The 15,531-nt window shown below is 45.5% G+C and carries 14 protein-coding genes; 6 read left to right on the forward strand and 8 right to left on the reverse strand.

The window, feature by feature from the left end; genetic code table 11:
* Window positions 1-36: 36 nt before the first annotated feature.
* From glgC to fruB, 5 genes are all read right to left on the reverse strand, one after another.
* On the reverse strand, window positions 37-1,254 hold the full coding sequence (gene glgC / locus BLS03_RS06625; RefSeq protein WP_093271169.1) for a glucose-1-phosphate adenylyltransferase: 1,218 nt from the start codon (window positions 1,252-1,254) through the stop codon (window positions 37-39).
* Window positions 1,255-1,401: 147 nt separating this feature from the next.
* Window positions 1,402-3,315, reverse strand: coding sequence for a sensor domain-containing diguanylate cyclase (locus BLS03_RS06630; RefSeq protein WP_093271276.1), 1,914 nt, complete (start codon window positions 3,313-3,315; stop codon window positions 1,402-1,404).
* Between the two features lie 181 nt (window positions 3,316-3,496).
* The gene (gene fruA / locus BLS03_RS06635; RefSeq protein WP_093271278.1) at window positions 3,497-5,239 is read right to left on the reverse strand and encodes a PTS fructose transporter subunit IIBC; all 1,743 of its coding nucleotides are present in this window, start codon (window positions 5,237-5,239) and stop codon (window positions 3,497-3,499) included.
* A gap of 17 nt (window positions 5,240-5,256) precedes the next feature.
* Complete coding sequence (gene pfkB / locus BLS03_RS06640) at window positions 5,257-6,210, reverse strand: 1-phosphofructokinase (RefSeq protein ID WP_093271281.1); 954 nt, start codon at window positions 6,208-6,210, stop codon at window positions 5,257-5,259.
* 10 nt (window positions 6,211-6,220) lie between these two features.
* Window positions 6,221-7,363, reverse strand: a complete 1,143-nt coding sequence (gene fruB / locus BLS03_RS06645) for a fused PTS fructose transporter subunit IIA/HPr protein (RefSeq protein WP_093271283.1) — start codon at window positions 7,361-7,363, stop codon at window positions 6,221-6,223.
* A gap of 275 nt (window positions 7,364-7,638) precedes the next feature.
* On the opposite strand from fruB, the gene cra reads away from it, so the two are divergent.
* A complete protein-coding gene (cra, locus tag BLS03_RS06650) occupies window positions 7,639-8,616 on the forward strand; it encodes a catabolite repressor/activator (RefSeq protein ID WP_093271286.1) in 978 nt (325 codons plus the stop codon).
* A gap of 119 nt (window positions 8,617-8,735) precedes the next feature.
* On the opposite strand, the gene BLS03_RS06655 is transcribed toward cra, so the two are convergent.
* Complete coding sequence (locus BLS03_RS06655) at window positions 8,736-9,254, reverse strand: hypothetical protein (protein ID WP_425445100.1); 519 nt, start codon at window positions 9,252-9,254, stop codon at window positions 8,736-8,738.
* A gap of 279 nt (window positions 9,255-9,533) precedes the next feature.
* Window positions 9,534-9,683, reverse strand: a complete 150-nt coding sequence (locus BLS03_RS25635; protein ID WP_176765538.1) for a hypothetical protein — start codon at window positions 9,681-9,683, stop codon at window positions 9,534-9,536.
* A gap of 169 nt (window positions 9,684-9,852) precedes the next feature.
* On the opposite strand from BLS03_RS25635, the gene BLS03_RS06660 reads away from it, so the two are divergent.
* Genes BLS03_RS06660 through modC form a run of 4 tightly spaced genes read left to right on the forward strand, consistent with a single transcriptional unit; the run spans window position 9,853 to window position 13,882 of the window.
* Entirely contained in the window at window positions 9,853-11,316 is a 1,464-nt protein-coding gene (locus BLS03_RS06660) for a cobyric acid synthase (protein WP_093271291.1), read from the forward strand.
* A 15-nt stretch (window positions 11,317-11,331) separates the two neighbouring features.
* Window positions 11,332-12,072 carry a molybdate ABC transporter substrate-binding protein gene (modA, locus tag BLS03_RS06665; RefSeq protein ID WP_093271294.1) on the forward strand — a complete coding sequence of 247 codons (741 nt, stop codon included), beginning with the start codon at window positions 11,332-11,334 and terminating at the stop codon, window positions 12,070-12,072.
* A gap of 14 nt (window positions 12,073-12,086) precedes the next feature.
* Complete coding sequence (modB, locus tag BLS03_RS06670) at window positions 12,087-12,779, forward strand: molybdate ABC transporter permease subunit (protein WP_425445101.1); 693 nt, start codon at window positions 12,087-12,089, stop codon at window positions 12,777-12,779.
* Window positions 12,776-13,882, forward strand: a complete 1,107-nt coding sequence (gene modC / locus BLS03_RS06675; protein ID WP_093271299.1) for a molybdenum ABC transporter ATP-binding protein ModC — start codon at window positions 12,776-12,778, stop codon at window positions 13,880-13,882. Before modB ends, modC begins: the two co-directional genes overlap by 4 nt.
* 38 nt (window positions 13,883-13,920) lie before the next feature.
* Here the strand turns inward: modC and BLS03_RS06680 are convergent, their stop codons facing one another.
* Window positions 13,921-14,358 (reverse strand): DUF3069 domain-containing protein, encoded by a 438-nt coding sequence (locus tag BLS03_RS06680; RefSeq protein WP_093271301.1) that lies wholly within the window; start codon window positions 14,356-14,358, stop codon window positions 13,921-13,923.
* Window positions 14,359-14,563: 205 nt separating this feature from the next.
* Between BLS03_RS06680 and BLS03_RS06685 the strand changes: the two genes are divergently transcribed.
* Window positions 14,564-15,511, forward strand: a complete 948-nt coding sequence (locus tag BLS03_RS06685; RefSeq protein WP_093271304.1) for a GGDEF domain-containing response regulator — start codon at window positions 14,564-14,566, stop codon at window positions 15,509-15,511.
* The last annotated feature ends 20 nt before the right edge of the window (window positions 15,512-15,531 follow it).

Raw genomic sequence — 15,531 nt, forward strand, 5'->3', positions numbered from 1 at the left:
GTGGATAACACTAAGGCTTTTTTGTATATGGATGTGTTAGGAGAACTTGTAACTTTCAGGGACGACGACGATGCCTTTGTCTGAAATATGAAAACGCTTGGCGTCTTCAACACGGTTAATACCGATTTGAGTATGGGGCGGAATTTTTACATGTTTATCGATGATGCAATTCACCAACTGACAACCGTCACCGACCTCGACATCATCAAACAAAATGCTATCGACGATGGTGGCGCTGTCATTGATGCGCACATTTGAAGAAATGATCGAGTGCTGCACTGAGCCGCCGGAATTCACGACGCCGTTAGAGATGATTGAATTAATGAAGATTCCTTCATTCCCCGTGGCTGAAGAAACCGTGCGAGCTGGCGGATTTTGCGATGCATAGGTACGAATTTTCCAGTCCGCCTGATAAAGATTCATCGGCGGAACCGGTTCTAGCAAATCCATGTTGGCTTCATAAAATGAATCTATGGTGCCGACATCACGCCAGTAACTGTCTTTCGCCACTCGACCGCGGTCGCTACCAAATTGGTAAGCATAACTGCGTCCATTAGGTAGCAGTTTAGGGATGATATCTTTACCAAAGTCGTGTTTTGAACCTTCTACTTGGGCATCTTTGGTCAGCGCATCACGAAGGACGTCCATATTAAAAATGTACACCCCCATAGAAACTAGACTGCGATCTGGATTACTTGGCATTGAAGGTGGATCGACGGGCTTTTCGATAAACGATGCGATACGTCCGAGTTCATCGGTCGCCATCACGCCAAACTCAGTGGCTTGCTGACGGGGGACATCCATACACGCGATGGTTAATTCGGCGTCGTTTTCTTTATGGGCATCGAGCATGGCGGCGTAATCCATGCGATAAACATGGTCGCCTGATAGCACAATAACGTATTTCGCTTCACTGCGGTCAAGGAGCCATAAGTTATGGAAAATCGCATCTGCGGTGCCTTCATACCATTTTCCGCCCTTGCGCATCTGCGGTGGCACAACGGTAATGTATTCGCCGAGTTCGGGGTTAAAAATCGACCAACCGTCGCGCAGATGCTTTTGCAGCGAATGCGATTTATACTGGGTCAACACCAGTATTTGTCTCAACCCTGAGTGAAGGCAGTTGGTCAGTGTGAAATCAATGATGCGATATTTGCCGCCAAAAGGCACCGCAGGTTTGGCTCTATCGTCTGTTAGGGGACTTAGCCGTGAGCCAACGCCTCCGGCGAGTAGTACTGTCAATGTATCTTGCATTTCGTTCTCCCTGAAACTATGCATGGTTTACCCGACAGAAAGGAAAGTGTAGGGGGCTTACTAATACAAAACAGATGTTCTAGCGAGTTATATCTAAATGAGTCCATTGATGCCGGGGGGACACAATGAACGAACAGACATAAATCGTTAAGCTCTCAGAGCATTATTTCCTTCTACTGTGATACTCGGTCCGTTTTCTATTGAGTGAACTTGGTTCCTTCCGTTCTGTTTAGAATGATATAACGCCTTGTCGGCTCGTTTATAAGAATGAGCAGAAGAGAGACAAACTTGAGTAACACCAATACTTACGGTGGTTTCTCTCACATAGTTATCTTCAATGACGCAACGTATACGCTCAACAACTTGTAACGCCTGCTGAATGTCAGTGTGAGGCATTAAAAGTGCAAACTCTTCTCCACCAATTCTAGCTACGAAATCCGTCTTACGACTGTGTTTTGCCAGCATTTGTGCGATATAAAGTAGGGTTTTGTCCCCTTCGTCATGACCAAATTGGTCATTAACCAATTTGAAATTATCAACATCCAGCAGTGCTAAGCAGATCGGTTCTTGTTCGCCATAGCGACCCACTCGCTTGCAATAATCGTCGAGCTGAATATCAAACTTACGTCGATTCCATAAGTTACACAGTGAATCCTTTTCACTGAGTTCACGCAGGCGCAGTTCAAGCGCTTTACGTTCGGAAATATCGACGAAAGAAGAGACATAAAACTGCACCACATCGTTGCTGTCTGTGACCGTTTGGATTCGCATGATCTCAGTTAACAATGAGCCATCTTTTTTCTTATTCACCACTTCGCCTTGCCACAGTCCACGCGCAGCTAACCGCTTCCAGATATTGATATACAGTTCTTGAGGATATTTTGATGCCGAGAATAGATAGGGGCGTTTGCCTTTAACTTCCTTGAGTTTATAGCCACTCAAACGCGTAAATTCATCATTGACGAATACAATTCTATTCGCACGATCGGTAATGATAACCGCCGAAATTCCATTCATGGTTGCTCTTGCAATGCGGCTATCTAAGCTGTTCTTATCATGCTGTGCATGCCAAATGACAAACCCAAGCGATATCATCGCGATTAAGGTGTAAACCCCCGTCATTTGTATATGTAATTCAGAGACCTCTTTATCTATCAGCGGCGCTAATTCCTTGGCGTCAACACTATCGAACAGATAAAGCGTCATATAGGGTTTGAATGCGGTAAGTTCAACACGTTTAAACAAATACCAAGCTTGGTTATCTTCAATAACCCCAGAGACTTTATGATGCATTTGACGCCATAAATCGGGTAAGGTGCTGGCAATGGTATATTGACTATTTTCTGGAATGAGGTGGCCGAGCAATTGCTGATTATTGTCCGACATGACGTAATAACCATTTTCATCCACCACTTCTGGGAAAGATTTGTTGTGGTGACTGAACATCATGTTTTTGAAAATCGCACTGAAATTCAAATTTACCATCACATAGCCTTTACGTTGATTCATAAAGTCTATTGGGGTTATCACTCGTACAATAGGCACGATTTCATCGCGATAGTTATACTCAAAATCGACGTTTTGCGTGCTGATTTCACCGGCTTTTAGCTGCTGAGCTTGCTTAAAATAGCTCAGATTTTGCGTGTTTTGCAGCCGCGTTTTTGCTACTACAATGCTGTAGCCATTGTGATGATTGATACCAACTAGCTCATTTCCTTGGGCGTCAATTAACCTAAGGCTGGAGTAAACGTCTTGGCCTCGTGCGGTCAATAACCACAAATCTTCAACCATCTGAATGTTTTCTGCATTCTGTTGTTGGAGTGCGCGATGTACGAAGCCATTGTGAGCGATCTGGGGAAAAGCGTGGGCGACTTTACGATAAGTCGCATCGAGGGCATGTTGACTGAATTCTATTTGGTTAAGCTTTTTCTGTTCAACCGTTTGACGAACTTGGCGGCTGATTTCTTGTTCGGTTTTAAAAAAATACAACGAAGGTAATATCGCCAGTACTAAGAATACCAGCAAGAATTCTTTAATCGATGTATAGCTCGTCTTTAACATTCCGTGTATATACGCCTTAAGTTGTATATAGACATTATCTTTGGTTTTAAATATATCGTCCTGTAAATATTCACATTAACGGCAAATATTTGAATGTAAATGTATGAAACTGTGACGAAGAATATAAAAAAGCCCTCCATAAGGAGGGCTAAAATGCCAAATTCGAGGGTGAGGCATAAATTTATGCGGTAGCCGCTTGCTTAGCTTGAGCATTTGCACGCTGCTTTAAGAACGCGTAAGTGAAGCCTGTTACCGCCGTACCTGCTGCAATCGCGACAATGTACATAAATACTGGTGTGATCGCGTTTGGAATTAAGAGTACAAACAAACCGCCGTGTGGTGCCATCAGCTTAGCGCCAAACAGCATAGACAGTGCACCTGTTAATGCGCCGCCGACCATACACGAAGGAATGACGCGAACTGGGTCTTTTGCTGCGAATGGAATCGCACCTTCAGAGATAAAGCACAGACCGAGAACAAAAGAGGCTTTGCCTGCTTCACGTTCACTTGGCTCAAATTTGCTTTTTGCTACGAAAGTCGCAAGGCCCATACCAAGAGCTGGTACCATACCTGCGGCCATAATCGCTGCCATCGGCGCGTAAGTTTGTGAGGCAAGCAAACCAACACCAAAGGTATAAGCGGCTTTGTTTACCGGCCCGCCCAAGTCAAAGCACATCATAGCGCCAAGAATAATACCCAGTAATACTGCGTTCGCAGAACCCATGTTTTCAAGGAATGAAGTTAATCCGCCCATGATGCTTGATACAGGGCCACCAACCACGTAAATCATGATGAGACCTGTGACCAAACTTGCCAAAAATGGAATGATCAAAATAGGTTTGAGCGCTTCCATTGACTGCGGCAATTGGACTTTGTCGGAAATAAACTTCGCTGAATAGCCAGCTAGGAAACCGGCAACGATACCACCAAGGAAACCGGCGCCAGTTGAACTTGCGAGCATACCGCCGATTAAACCCGGAGCAAGCCCTGGGCGGTCAGCAATTGAGAACGCAATGAAACCTGCAAGCACTGGAATCATCAGTGCAAAAGCAGAACCGCCACCGATGGTCATTAGCGCAGCGGCGAGTGTGCCTTCTTCTTTAAAAGCTTCAATACCAAAGACAAATGAGAGTGCAATGATAAGGCCACCAGCAACCACAACGGGTAACATGTGGGATACGCCGGTCATTAAGTGCTTGTAGACACCTTTTTTCTCTTCTGTTGCCGAGCTGCCTGCATTGCTTGATGCGCTATGCGCGTATGGTTTGGCTGAATCAAACGCTTTAGCAAACTCTTGCTCAGTTTTCTTAAGCGCCAAACCTGTGCTGGTTTTATACATCAATTTACCGTCGAAACGATCAAGTGGCACTTCGATGTCTGCGGCGATGATAACCAGATCGGCATCCGCGATTTCTTGCGCCGTTAATTGGTTTTTAGCGCCAACTGAGCCGCGAGTTTCGACTTTGATTTGGTGACCAAGGCGAGCACCGACATCTTCCAATGCTTCTGCTGCCATAAACGTGTGCGCAACACCGGTTGGACATGCGGTAATCGCAACAATTTTCTTCGCGCTGCCAGCATCGCTAGTAGCGGTTTGTGGCGCGCTGGCCGTTTCGAGAACGGTGGCACCTGTAACTGCGTTTTCAAGATACGCTTTAGGATCTTGAGTGCAGGCAGTAATGTCTGAACGGTATACTTTTTTACCGACAAAACGAGAGTCGTCAACGTCGCTATTAGCAGTGATGATCACGACATCCGCTTGCTGAATTTGTTCATCTGTTAACTTACTACCATCAAGAACGCTTGATTGACATTCAATGTTGGCAGTCCAGTTCAGCGCGGCAGCGGCTTTTTCAAGTAGGCCAGCAGCGATGATGCTGTTTGCAACACCGCTTGGACAAGCTGTAATAATTGCAATATTCATATTGTTAACCTTTTGTCTTATTCACTTTCAAGTTCAGAAAGTGGTTTCACTGTGGTTTGTTTTTGTAGGGTTCGCACTTGGTTGATATCGTTTACGCCCACACCCACTTGGGTCACTGCTAAAGCAGATAATGCGGTCGCAAAAGAAATAAGTTCGGTTTTTTCGAGTTGCTGCATATGCCCCCAACATAGTCCAGCGACTAGGGTATCGCCCGCACCAACGGTGCTGACAACACTCATTTTTGGTGGCGAAGCTTGCAGCCAGTGGCCTTGGTTTAACCACATCACGCCATCAGCACCCATCGATACAACGATGTTTTCGATGCCTTTGTTTGCTAGTGTTTGCGCCGCTTGCTGGCACTCTTTAGGGGTCGAAAGTACCTGACCAACAAATTCCGAAAGCTCTTCGTCGTTGGGTTTAATCAGCCATGGTTTGGCGCTAATACCCGCAGCAAGCGCTTGGCGACTGCTATCAAAAAGCACTTTTTTACCGCGCTGATTGAGCATCTCAAGCCATTTGGCACATAGCTCTGGTGACACGCCAGGGGGCAGGCTTCCGGCAAACACAAAATACTCATGTGTTTCGCATAAAGCCTCTAATTTGTCTTCGAATGCCGCTATAGCAGCTTGGTCAATTTGAATGCCTGGGAAATTGATATCGCTGACGTCGCCGTTTCGTTCAACCAATTTAACGTTAATGCGAGTAGAGCCCGGCACTCGTACGAATTGATCGTTCGCGCCAATTTCCTCAAACAGTTGGCAAAACATCTCTTGGTTATCAGCACCTAAGAAACCGCTTACCGTGACGTTTGCGCTTAGATCAGAAAGCACGCGAGCGACATTGACCCCTTTACCTGCGGGGTGAAGCGAGCTTTTTTTCACGAGGCTTATCGAGCCGACGTTTAGCGTATCGAGATCGCCTGTTAAGTCGAGAGCAGGGTTTAGAGTAATCGTCACACAATGGGTAGTCATATCGTGCTCCTTAAGATTCGCCTAAACCTGACTCAATTGCGCTACCAATCGCCGCCAAGGCTTGCGCTGCATCGGAGCCTTCAGCGGTAAATTGCAGCTGATGGCCGTGCTTCACGCCAAGTGCAATGACCTTCATTAAGCTTTTTGCGTTAACAGATTTCCCGTCGCCATCCAAGTTTGTCACCTTGATTGCTGAGTCAAATTTTTTCGCTTCAGCCACTAACATTGCGCCTGGACGAGCATGCAAACCGTGAGCATTTTTAATTTTGAAAACCGCAGTGTTGCCTTCGGATGAGCTAGGCTCGGTTGAAGAACTGATTTCACCTTCGTTAAATAGGCTAATCAGTGCCGGTGTTTTCGATTCCAATACGATGCTTTGCTTGCCATCAAAAATAAGCTGATTTAGCACAGACAGTGGCTTTTGGTGGGCACTGTTACATGCTGCAAAGGCAATCAAACCTTTGACTGGTAGATTGTCGTATTCACAGCTGTTTATAGTGGTAACCAGAGACATAGCGGTGCGTTTTACCGCGCGATTTGAGCTTACAACCCAAAGCCCGTTACCTACGTGAGTGGGTTGCTTGGTGACAAGGTCTGCAACAAATTCAGCGTCGCAGCTACCGGTATTTTTCAACAGCCCGCCTGCAACCGCAGCCATTTGCACCATGTCGCTGGCTGGGAAATCAAGTTGAATCAATGATGCATCAAAATCGCACTCTAACTGGATATCACCATTGAGTAGGGCAATGATCTGTTCGGCGCTGGTTGCCTGTTTAAGTTGTGCTTCAACACCATCTGCCGACAGCACTTTGGTCAACTGTTTTAAAATGCCTAAGTGCTCATCCGATTTCGCGGCGATACCAATCGCTAGGTAAGCTACGTTGCCGTCGCCCCAATCAACGCCATTTGGGAAGTGTTGTACCGTTACACCCGTTTTAATGACTTGATCGCGAGTGTCGGTGGTGCCGTGTGGAATCGCGATACCGCTACCTAAAAAAGTTGAATTTTGCTGTTCGCGATTGAGCATACCGTCAACGTAAGCAGGTTTGACTAAGCCTTGCTCCGCGAGTTGGTTTGCTAAGGATTGAATTGCTTGTTGTTTCGACTGGTACGATTGACCGAGTGTGATGTCTTGAGTATTTAGCTGGAGCATACGTGCCTCTTTATCTTTGAATGATGTGGTTCATCGATAATCGTTATAATTCTGTTTAGCTGAATCGTTTCAGCTAGAGCTTAAAAAATTCAGCAAAAGGAAATATCTCATCCGATTGCTGTAAGTTTAGAATAGATTTCTAAATCTGATTCCTAAATCTCATTTTGCTGAATCCTTTCAGCTTTCAATGCTGAAACGTTTCAGCTTATAATGCAAATAAATCTACGATCAGAATTAGGGATATTTGATCGACAGCACATATTGACGGTGGATATATGACACTAGATGAAATTGCCCGTTTGGCCGGGGTATCAAAAACAACGGCTAGCTATGTGATTAATGGCAAAGCGCAGAAATATCGAATCAGTGAAAAGACTCAACAAAAAGTTATGGCCGTTGTTGAAGAGCATAACTATCGTCCTGATCTTGCTGCGAGTTCGCTACGCGCAGGGAGCAGTCGTTCATTTGGCTTGATCATTCCTGATCTCGAAAACACCAGTTACGCGCGGTTAGCAAAACTGCTAGAACAACATTCTCGAATTGCTGGTTACCAAATTCTCATTGGGTGTTCTGACGATGATCCGCAGACCGAAAAAAGCGTCGTGGATGCGCTCATCAGTCGTCGTATCGACGCATTATTTGTCGCAAGCTGTGTGCCTGACGCCAATGCTTTTTATCAAGCGTTGCAAAAACAAGGAACGCCGGTAATCGCGCTTGACCGTCCACTTGATGACGAGCATTTTTCTTGCATTATTAGCGAAGATTTTAGCGGTGCGTTTGAGCTCACTCAGTCGCTGGTAAGTGACAATGTCACCAGTTATGGTTTGATTGGTGCCTTGCCAGAACTGAATGTCTCCAAAGAGCGTCAACTAGGGTTTGAATCTGCGGTAAAACAGACGGATGGATCGATTAAAATAGGTTATGGTCATCATTTCCACCGCGAAGAAGGACGACGAATTTTTCATTCATGGGTTAAAGAAAAAGCGCTACCGCAAGCGATTGTGACGACTTCCTATACTTTATTAGAAGGGGTGTTGGATGTGCTGATTCAATATCCCGAACTCGCAGGAAAAATTCGTCTCGGAACCTTTGGTGATAACCGCTTACTTGATTTTCTACCGATGAAGATTAATTCGTTACCACAACAGTTTGAGCTGATTGCAGAAAGCGCACTTGAACATGCATTAAATGCAGCCGCGAAACGTTATCACTCAGGGATTGAGTTGGTGCCAAGGAAATTAGTGGTGCGCTAAGCGCAAAATAGGATAAGCAACATACAGTCTGCTTGCAGTGGAGCGATGTTGAATGTTGCTTAAGCGAATTGCGAGCTTAAGCAACATTGCTCATGGGAGAGTCAATCGTCAGCAAGCAGTTAAAACTGAAAACGTACCGACATTGTTAATTGCGGACCTAATGTTCCATCATTGCGAGTTTCAGCAGCAATGGTCAGTTGATCCGTTGAATGAAAACGTACTCCAGCGTGAAATACTGAATTCTCATCGTTAGTGCCAATAAGCGCAGTGGCTTCGATTTGATTGGTTACCCAAACCCGTCCACCGATACTCATCTCTTTTTTGGTTTCCGTGCCATTGCCATTCGAGTCTGAATAGCGGATACCGTGAAAAATAAACTGACCAAATACATCCGCGAAAGGTGTGACTGGTCCGTTAAAGCCAATACCTGCTCCTAAGTCATAATAACCATTAAAGCCACTGTCCACTCGAGCTAATACGTGCGAATTATCAGTAAGATTGGTGCTGAATTCAACGCCTGACGTATCTGGGTTGACCGCTGTTCTCACTTCAAGATAGTTATAATTAAAATTGTTCGCGTAGGCGCTTGGTAGCACACTGAACGCGAAGAGACTCGCGATGAGCTTGGTTTTCAAAATCGACTCCAGCTACAAATATCGTTATTAAATAGAATGGTCTGCAATAAATACGCCATATATTAACTTTAGTTGTAGATATTAGCGAAGAGTTTATAAAGCTCATCGATATTTGATGCCAATTTGTGATAATTTGCCAAGATTCATTTGCGTGATCAGTAATTTGCAGCATTTTATTGGTTTGAAGTTATAAAAATTCGCCCATCCGACTGCTATTCTTCAAGCTTTTTTATGCAGAAAGTTTGTCCATTAGTTGTCGTTTAATCATAGTAACCGACTGTTTTACATAGATTCGTCGTAGAACGTTTGACTTTCCATTGAATCGCGAAACACGTCGTATACCCGATATTCCAGTAGGGGATTAAGTGTTAAGTTGAGATTGAGCAAGGCAAGTAGTACCAAGGTAAGCAAATGGCCTGGGACGTTTTTCATGATAAATACTCCATCTTGTAATCTAAGGTCGACTGCGTTTCTTAAATGCGATTATCGACTTAAGTTGTTGAATCCCACTTGATTACGCCATTCATATGCGGTTCATTTTATTGAGAATGAGGATCAATAAGGAGTATGATGAATGATTAAATTACATTAAGAGAATGACATGGCAGTTCAATCTTCTCATTTGATGGTTCAGGGAACGACATCTGACGCAGGAAAAAGCGCGTTGGTTGCGGCTCTGTGCCGAGTGTTACAACGCCGCGGTGTAAAAGTAGCGCCCTTTAAACCGCAAAATATGGCGCTCAATAGTGCGGTTACCCCAGACGGTGGCGAGATTGGTCGAGCGCAAGCGGTGCAAGCGCAGGCATGTAAAATTTCGCCTACCGTGCACATGAATCCGGTATTACTCAAGCCCAATTCTGATACCGGCGCCCAAGTGATTTTACAGGGCAAAGCCATTAAGAATATGGAAGCGTGGGGCTATCACGGTTATAAAAAAGTGGCGCTGCCTAAAGTCCTTGAATCGTTTGAGCTTTTGTGTCAGCAATACGAGGTTGTATTGATTGAAGGCGCAGGGAGTCCGGCGGAAGTCAACCTGCGTGACAACGACATCGCCAATATGGGATTTGCAGAAGCTGCGGATGTTCCGGTGATCATCGTGGCAGACATTGATAGAGGCGGGGTGTTCGCCCACTTGTATGGCACTCTGGCGCTGCTTTCTGAATCTGAGCAACAGCGCGTAAAAGGTTTCGTTATTAATCGTTTTCGTGGTGATGTAACGCTTTTGCAGCCAGGTCTGGACTGGTTAGAGCAAAAAACCGGTAAACCGGTTATCGGCGTATTGCCTTATTTGCACGGTTTTCAACTTGAAGCTGAGGATGCAATAGCTTATGACCAATCGCTCGGCGAGCAAGTTAAGTTAAAAGTGGTGGTACCGGTGCTAACACGTATTAGCAACCACACCGATTTTGACCCTTTGCGCCATCATCCCGACATTGATTTTCGCTATGTGCGTAAAGGGGAGCGGCTCACTGATGCCGATGTGATTATTCTACCAGGGACTAAATCGGTGATGGCCGATCTTGAGTTTTTCCGTCAACAAGGGTGGGAAAAGGATTTATTAAGACACCTAAGATTTGGCGGAAAAGTGATTGGTATCTGTGGGGGTTATCAAATGCTCGGAAGGTTTATTTCCGATCCTGATGGTGTGGAAGGAAGCGCCGGAAGTGTCAACGGACTCGGGCTACTTGACACTCACACGGTGTTAACCGCAACCAAAGCGTTAACCAATGTACAAGGTACGCTGAATCTAAACCAGCAAACAGCGCACATCACCGGATACGAAATTCATGTCGGGCGCACCACAGTGAATCCACCGCAGGTTCAGCCGATCAGCTTAGATTCAGGCAGCCTTGACGGTGTGGTTAGCGAATGCAACCAAATTTTTGCAACTTACTTACATGGGTTGTTTGATCACCCTCAAGCCTTTCAGTTGATTTGCGAATGGCTTGGTCTGACGTCGATTGATGTTCCATCTCACCACGCTATTCAAGAACGTGCAATCGACCAAATCGCGGATGCTGTTGAGCAGCATCTTAATCTTGGCCTCATTTGGCCTAACTATTAATTAAGTGGTAAACCAATGATAAAACAGACTCTTCCTTTATGTTTGCTCGCCGTCGCGCTTTCAACCTCGGCGGAAGAACTGCATGTTTATGCCGCCTCTTCAATGACCAACGCGGTGGGCGATCTCGCCACTCAGTTTGAAAAAAATCATCAAGATGTCAAAGTGACTCCGGTTTATGCAAGCTCTTCGTCATTAGCAAGGCAGATCGAAAACGGCGCACCAGCAGATGTCTTTATCTCTGCCAATGAAAAATGGGTCAGTTACCTTAAAGACAAAAAAATTATCGCTGCGGATCATGTTGATTTTCTGGCAACCAACAAATTAGTCCTGATTGAACCAAAAGGTGATGACGCAAAATTTGACTTAAGTGATGCCACTGCATGGGTCGATGCGCTGCAAGGCACGCGTCTTGCCATCGGTAATACTCAAGCGGTACCTGCAGGTATCTACGGCAAAGAAACGCTAGAAGCGCTAAAAGTTTGGCCTGAAGTGGAAAAGCATACCGCGCCAACTAATAACGTACGAATCGCGCTGGCTTTAGTTGAACGTGGTGAGTCGAAATTGGGTATTGTGTATAAAACCGATGCGTTACAATCCGACAAAGTCGCGATTGCCGCCGAGTTTGATGACAAACTGCACACGCCGATTCGTTACCCAATGGCGACACTCAACGACCAAGACGCCACTAAGGCGTTTGGCGAGTTTTTGAAAACCGCACAAGCGCGTCAAGTCTTGGCGAAATATGGTTTTAATTGAGTAGTATTGTGAATGTGATTACCGATTACGAATATCAAGCTGTACTCATCAGCTTAAAAGTAGCGCTGTTTGCGCTGCTTTGGCTGTTGCCGATTGGCTTGTCGCTCGCTTGGGTATTGGCGCGCAAACAGTTCATAGGCAAAAGCTTGCTCGATAGCGTAATTCATTTACCTTTGGTCATGCCGCCTGTGGTGATTGGTTATTTATTACTAGTCACCATGGGAAGACAAGGAATCATTGGCAAGTGGTTGTATGAACATTTTGGATTGGTGTTCAGTTTCACTTGGAAAGGCGCGGTTATCGCCTGTGTCGTGGTGTCTTTACCGCTGATGGTGCGCTCCATTCGGCTCAGTTTAGAAAGTGTGGATAACAAACTCGAACAGGCAGCGGCGACGCTCGGCGCTTCCTCTTGGCGGGTATTCTGGACCATCACGCTACCATTAACCATTCCCGGTTTAATTACGGGGTCTATGTTGGCCTTTGCGCGTTCACTTGGCGAATTTGGCGCCACAATCACCTTCGTTTCAAATATCCCGGGCGAAACACAGACCATCCCATTGGCCATGTACAGTTTTATTGAGACCCCAGGCGCTGAAGCTCAAGCGGCGCGTCTTTGTGTCATTTCCATTGTCATCGCTTTAGGTTCATTGATGGCTTCAGAATGGTTTGCTCGTCGGGTTGCCAAACGATTAGGAGCGAAATCATGAGCGATTTACAGCTGCGTTTTCGCAAACAGTTAGGCGATACCCATATTGATGTTGATTTGGCGATCCCAAGTTCAGGGGTGACGGCGATTTTTGGCCGTTCAGGTGCAGGAAAAACCTCGCTTATTAACGTTATTTCTGGATTGATTTGTCCTGATGATGGTGAGATCACCTTCAATGGCCGCACCTTATTTAGTAAGGCTCAAGGGATCAATGTACCAATTCACCGACGTAATATCGGATATGTGTTTCAAGAGGCGCGTCTGTTTCCTCATTACAGTGTTAAGGGAAACTTGCTCTACGGTGTGAAAGAAATCGACGCGGCGCAATTCGATACCATTACATCGTTATTAGCAATCCAGCATCTTCTGAAACGTTTTCCGCACCAACTTTCAGGTGGCGAGAAGCAACGAGTGGCTATCGGACGCGCCTTACTCAGCAAGCCTGATATTTTGCTGATGGATGAACCACTAGCGTCGCTTGACCTTCCTCGAAAACGCGAAGTTTTGCCATTTCTTGAACAGTTGACCGAGCGGGTCAAACTGCCCATCGTTTACGTCTCACACAGTTTAGATGAAGTGTTGCGTCTGGCAAGACACTTGGTCGTGATTGACAAGGGGCAGGTGACCATCAGCGGCCGTTTAGAAAATGTTTGGGCAAGCGCTGCAATGCGGCCATGGCAATCGTATGCTGAGCAAAGCAGCCTGTTTGAAGGTCGAATTAGCGAGCACTGGCAAAAATACGCGTTAAGTAAAGTGTCGATAGCACCCAATGTCGCTTTATGGGTTCAAAAGGTCGACATGCCTGTCAACTCAAGTGTGCGAATGCAAATTCGCGCTAATGATGTTTCGCTCACCACGGTAAAGCCGCAATCCACGTCGATTCGAAACATACTGCCAGCAACGGTAAAAAGTGTCGAAGTGCTCCATGACTCAATCGACAAACAAAGTGTCGCCGTTGAAGTTGAGTTAGCACGCGAATGCTTTTTGTGGGCTAGGTTGACTGCGTGGGCGGTTGATGAGTTGAACTTGAAACCGGGCGATGATGTATACGTGCAGGTTAAAGGCGCGAGTATTTCACAAAAAGACGTCAGTCTCAGTCATTAAAAAAGCCGCTTAAAGCGGCTTTCATTTTTTCTATTTGCTTATTTAGCAAATACGTCTTTAAAGTCTTTTTTCAGTAGCGGGTCGCGACGCGCTTTCTTGATCTGCTTGACCATATCTTTTATGCAGTTGAAGAGCACTTGATCGAGCAATTGAGCACGGTATTGCTCTTTGTCATCGTCACTCATTCCTTCGGGAAGATTGAGTGTTGGAAACTCTTCCATCACATTGATTCCCGCGAAAGATTGGCTGACCGAAATGAGCGCGTGAAACTGTTCGAAGTTGTCCAAAATATTTTGGGCGCTGGCAGGGAGTGAGTTCCATGCTTCACGTACAGACTCTTCAGAAACCTCGTGGATTGAAGCGACCATGTTATACATTGCTTCCGGTACATCATCAAAAGCAATGACTTGACGAAGTTCAGGAGAGAGCTGTTCAAGGGTTACGTCCACTTGCTCTGGGGTGTTTGAGTCAGACATCTGATTGTTCTCGTAGTAAAATGAGCCGCTATGCTAAAAAAAACGCTTTAAAAGTCAACCTTAGTGGCAGGTTTTTGTCTTTCTATTACGCTTAAATAACATAGACCCGTTTAGGCATCACCTTGATGCACAAATAATTCTAAGCGAAATTGGCGATGATGCGAGCGAATAGTAAGGGGAACGATTGAATATTAGTTGTTCAGCGATGCGAATTCTGCTGGTTGACGACGTGCAAATGGAGCGCATGCAACTTGCTATTCGCCTAAAGCAATTGGGGCATACCGTTGAAATGGCATCCTCGGGCCAGCAAGCGATGGACATTTACGGCAGTTTTGATCCTGAACTGGTGTTGCTTGATGTATCAATGCCAGGTGTTGATGGTTTTGAAGTGTGTCGCCAAATTCGTGAGCAATTTGCAGACTGGATTCCCATCATCTTTTTAAGTGGACATGACCAACCCGAAATGATCGCTTCAGCGATAGAGGCGGGTGGGGATGACTATTTAGTTAAGCCGGTTGATAAAATCGTACTCAATTCAAAGCTTGTTGCCATGCAACGTATTGCGCTAATGCGTCGTGAACTCAAAGCCAAAACCGCCGAGCTTGCAAAACTCAATAATATCCTTCAGCAGCAGGCCACTGAAGATAGCCTTACCAATCTCAAAAATCGCCGCTATACCGATAACAAACTCCAAGAGTTGATTGCTTTGCATGGCCGCCATCAGTTTTGGTTAAGTTTAATCCTAATTGATGTTGACAATTTCAAGTTGTTTAATGACACCTATGGCCATATCGCCGGTGACAAATGTTTGGTTGCTCTGTCTGGTTTGTTATTGAAGCTCTTTGTCCGTAGTGGTGAATTTGTCGCCCGTTACGGCGGCGAAGAGTTTGTTATTGTGCTTCCCCATAGTAACTTAGAACAAGCGCAGCAACAGGCTAGGCGAATCCAACTGGCGGTTGCCGAACTAGATTATTCTCAAAACGTTAACTTTACATTACCACCTGTGACATTGTCACAAGGTGTGCTTAGTTTGGTTCCCTCAGGGAGTGAAACAGTAGACCAATTGTATCAAGACGTTGACAGAGCGATGTATAAAGCAAAAAAAGCTGGGAAAAATTGCTTCGTTGTTCATAGTGATGAAATACGAAACTGAGTTGAACGATGGATTGTTTT

This window comes from Vibrio xiamenensis (assembly GCF_900100015.1).
In the GTDB taxonomy this organism is placed as follows: domain Bacteria; phylum Pseudomonadota; class Gammaproteobacteria; order Enterobacterales; family Vibrionaceae; genus Vibrio; species Vibrio xiamenensis.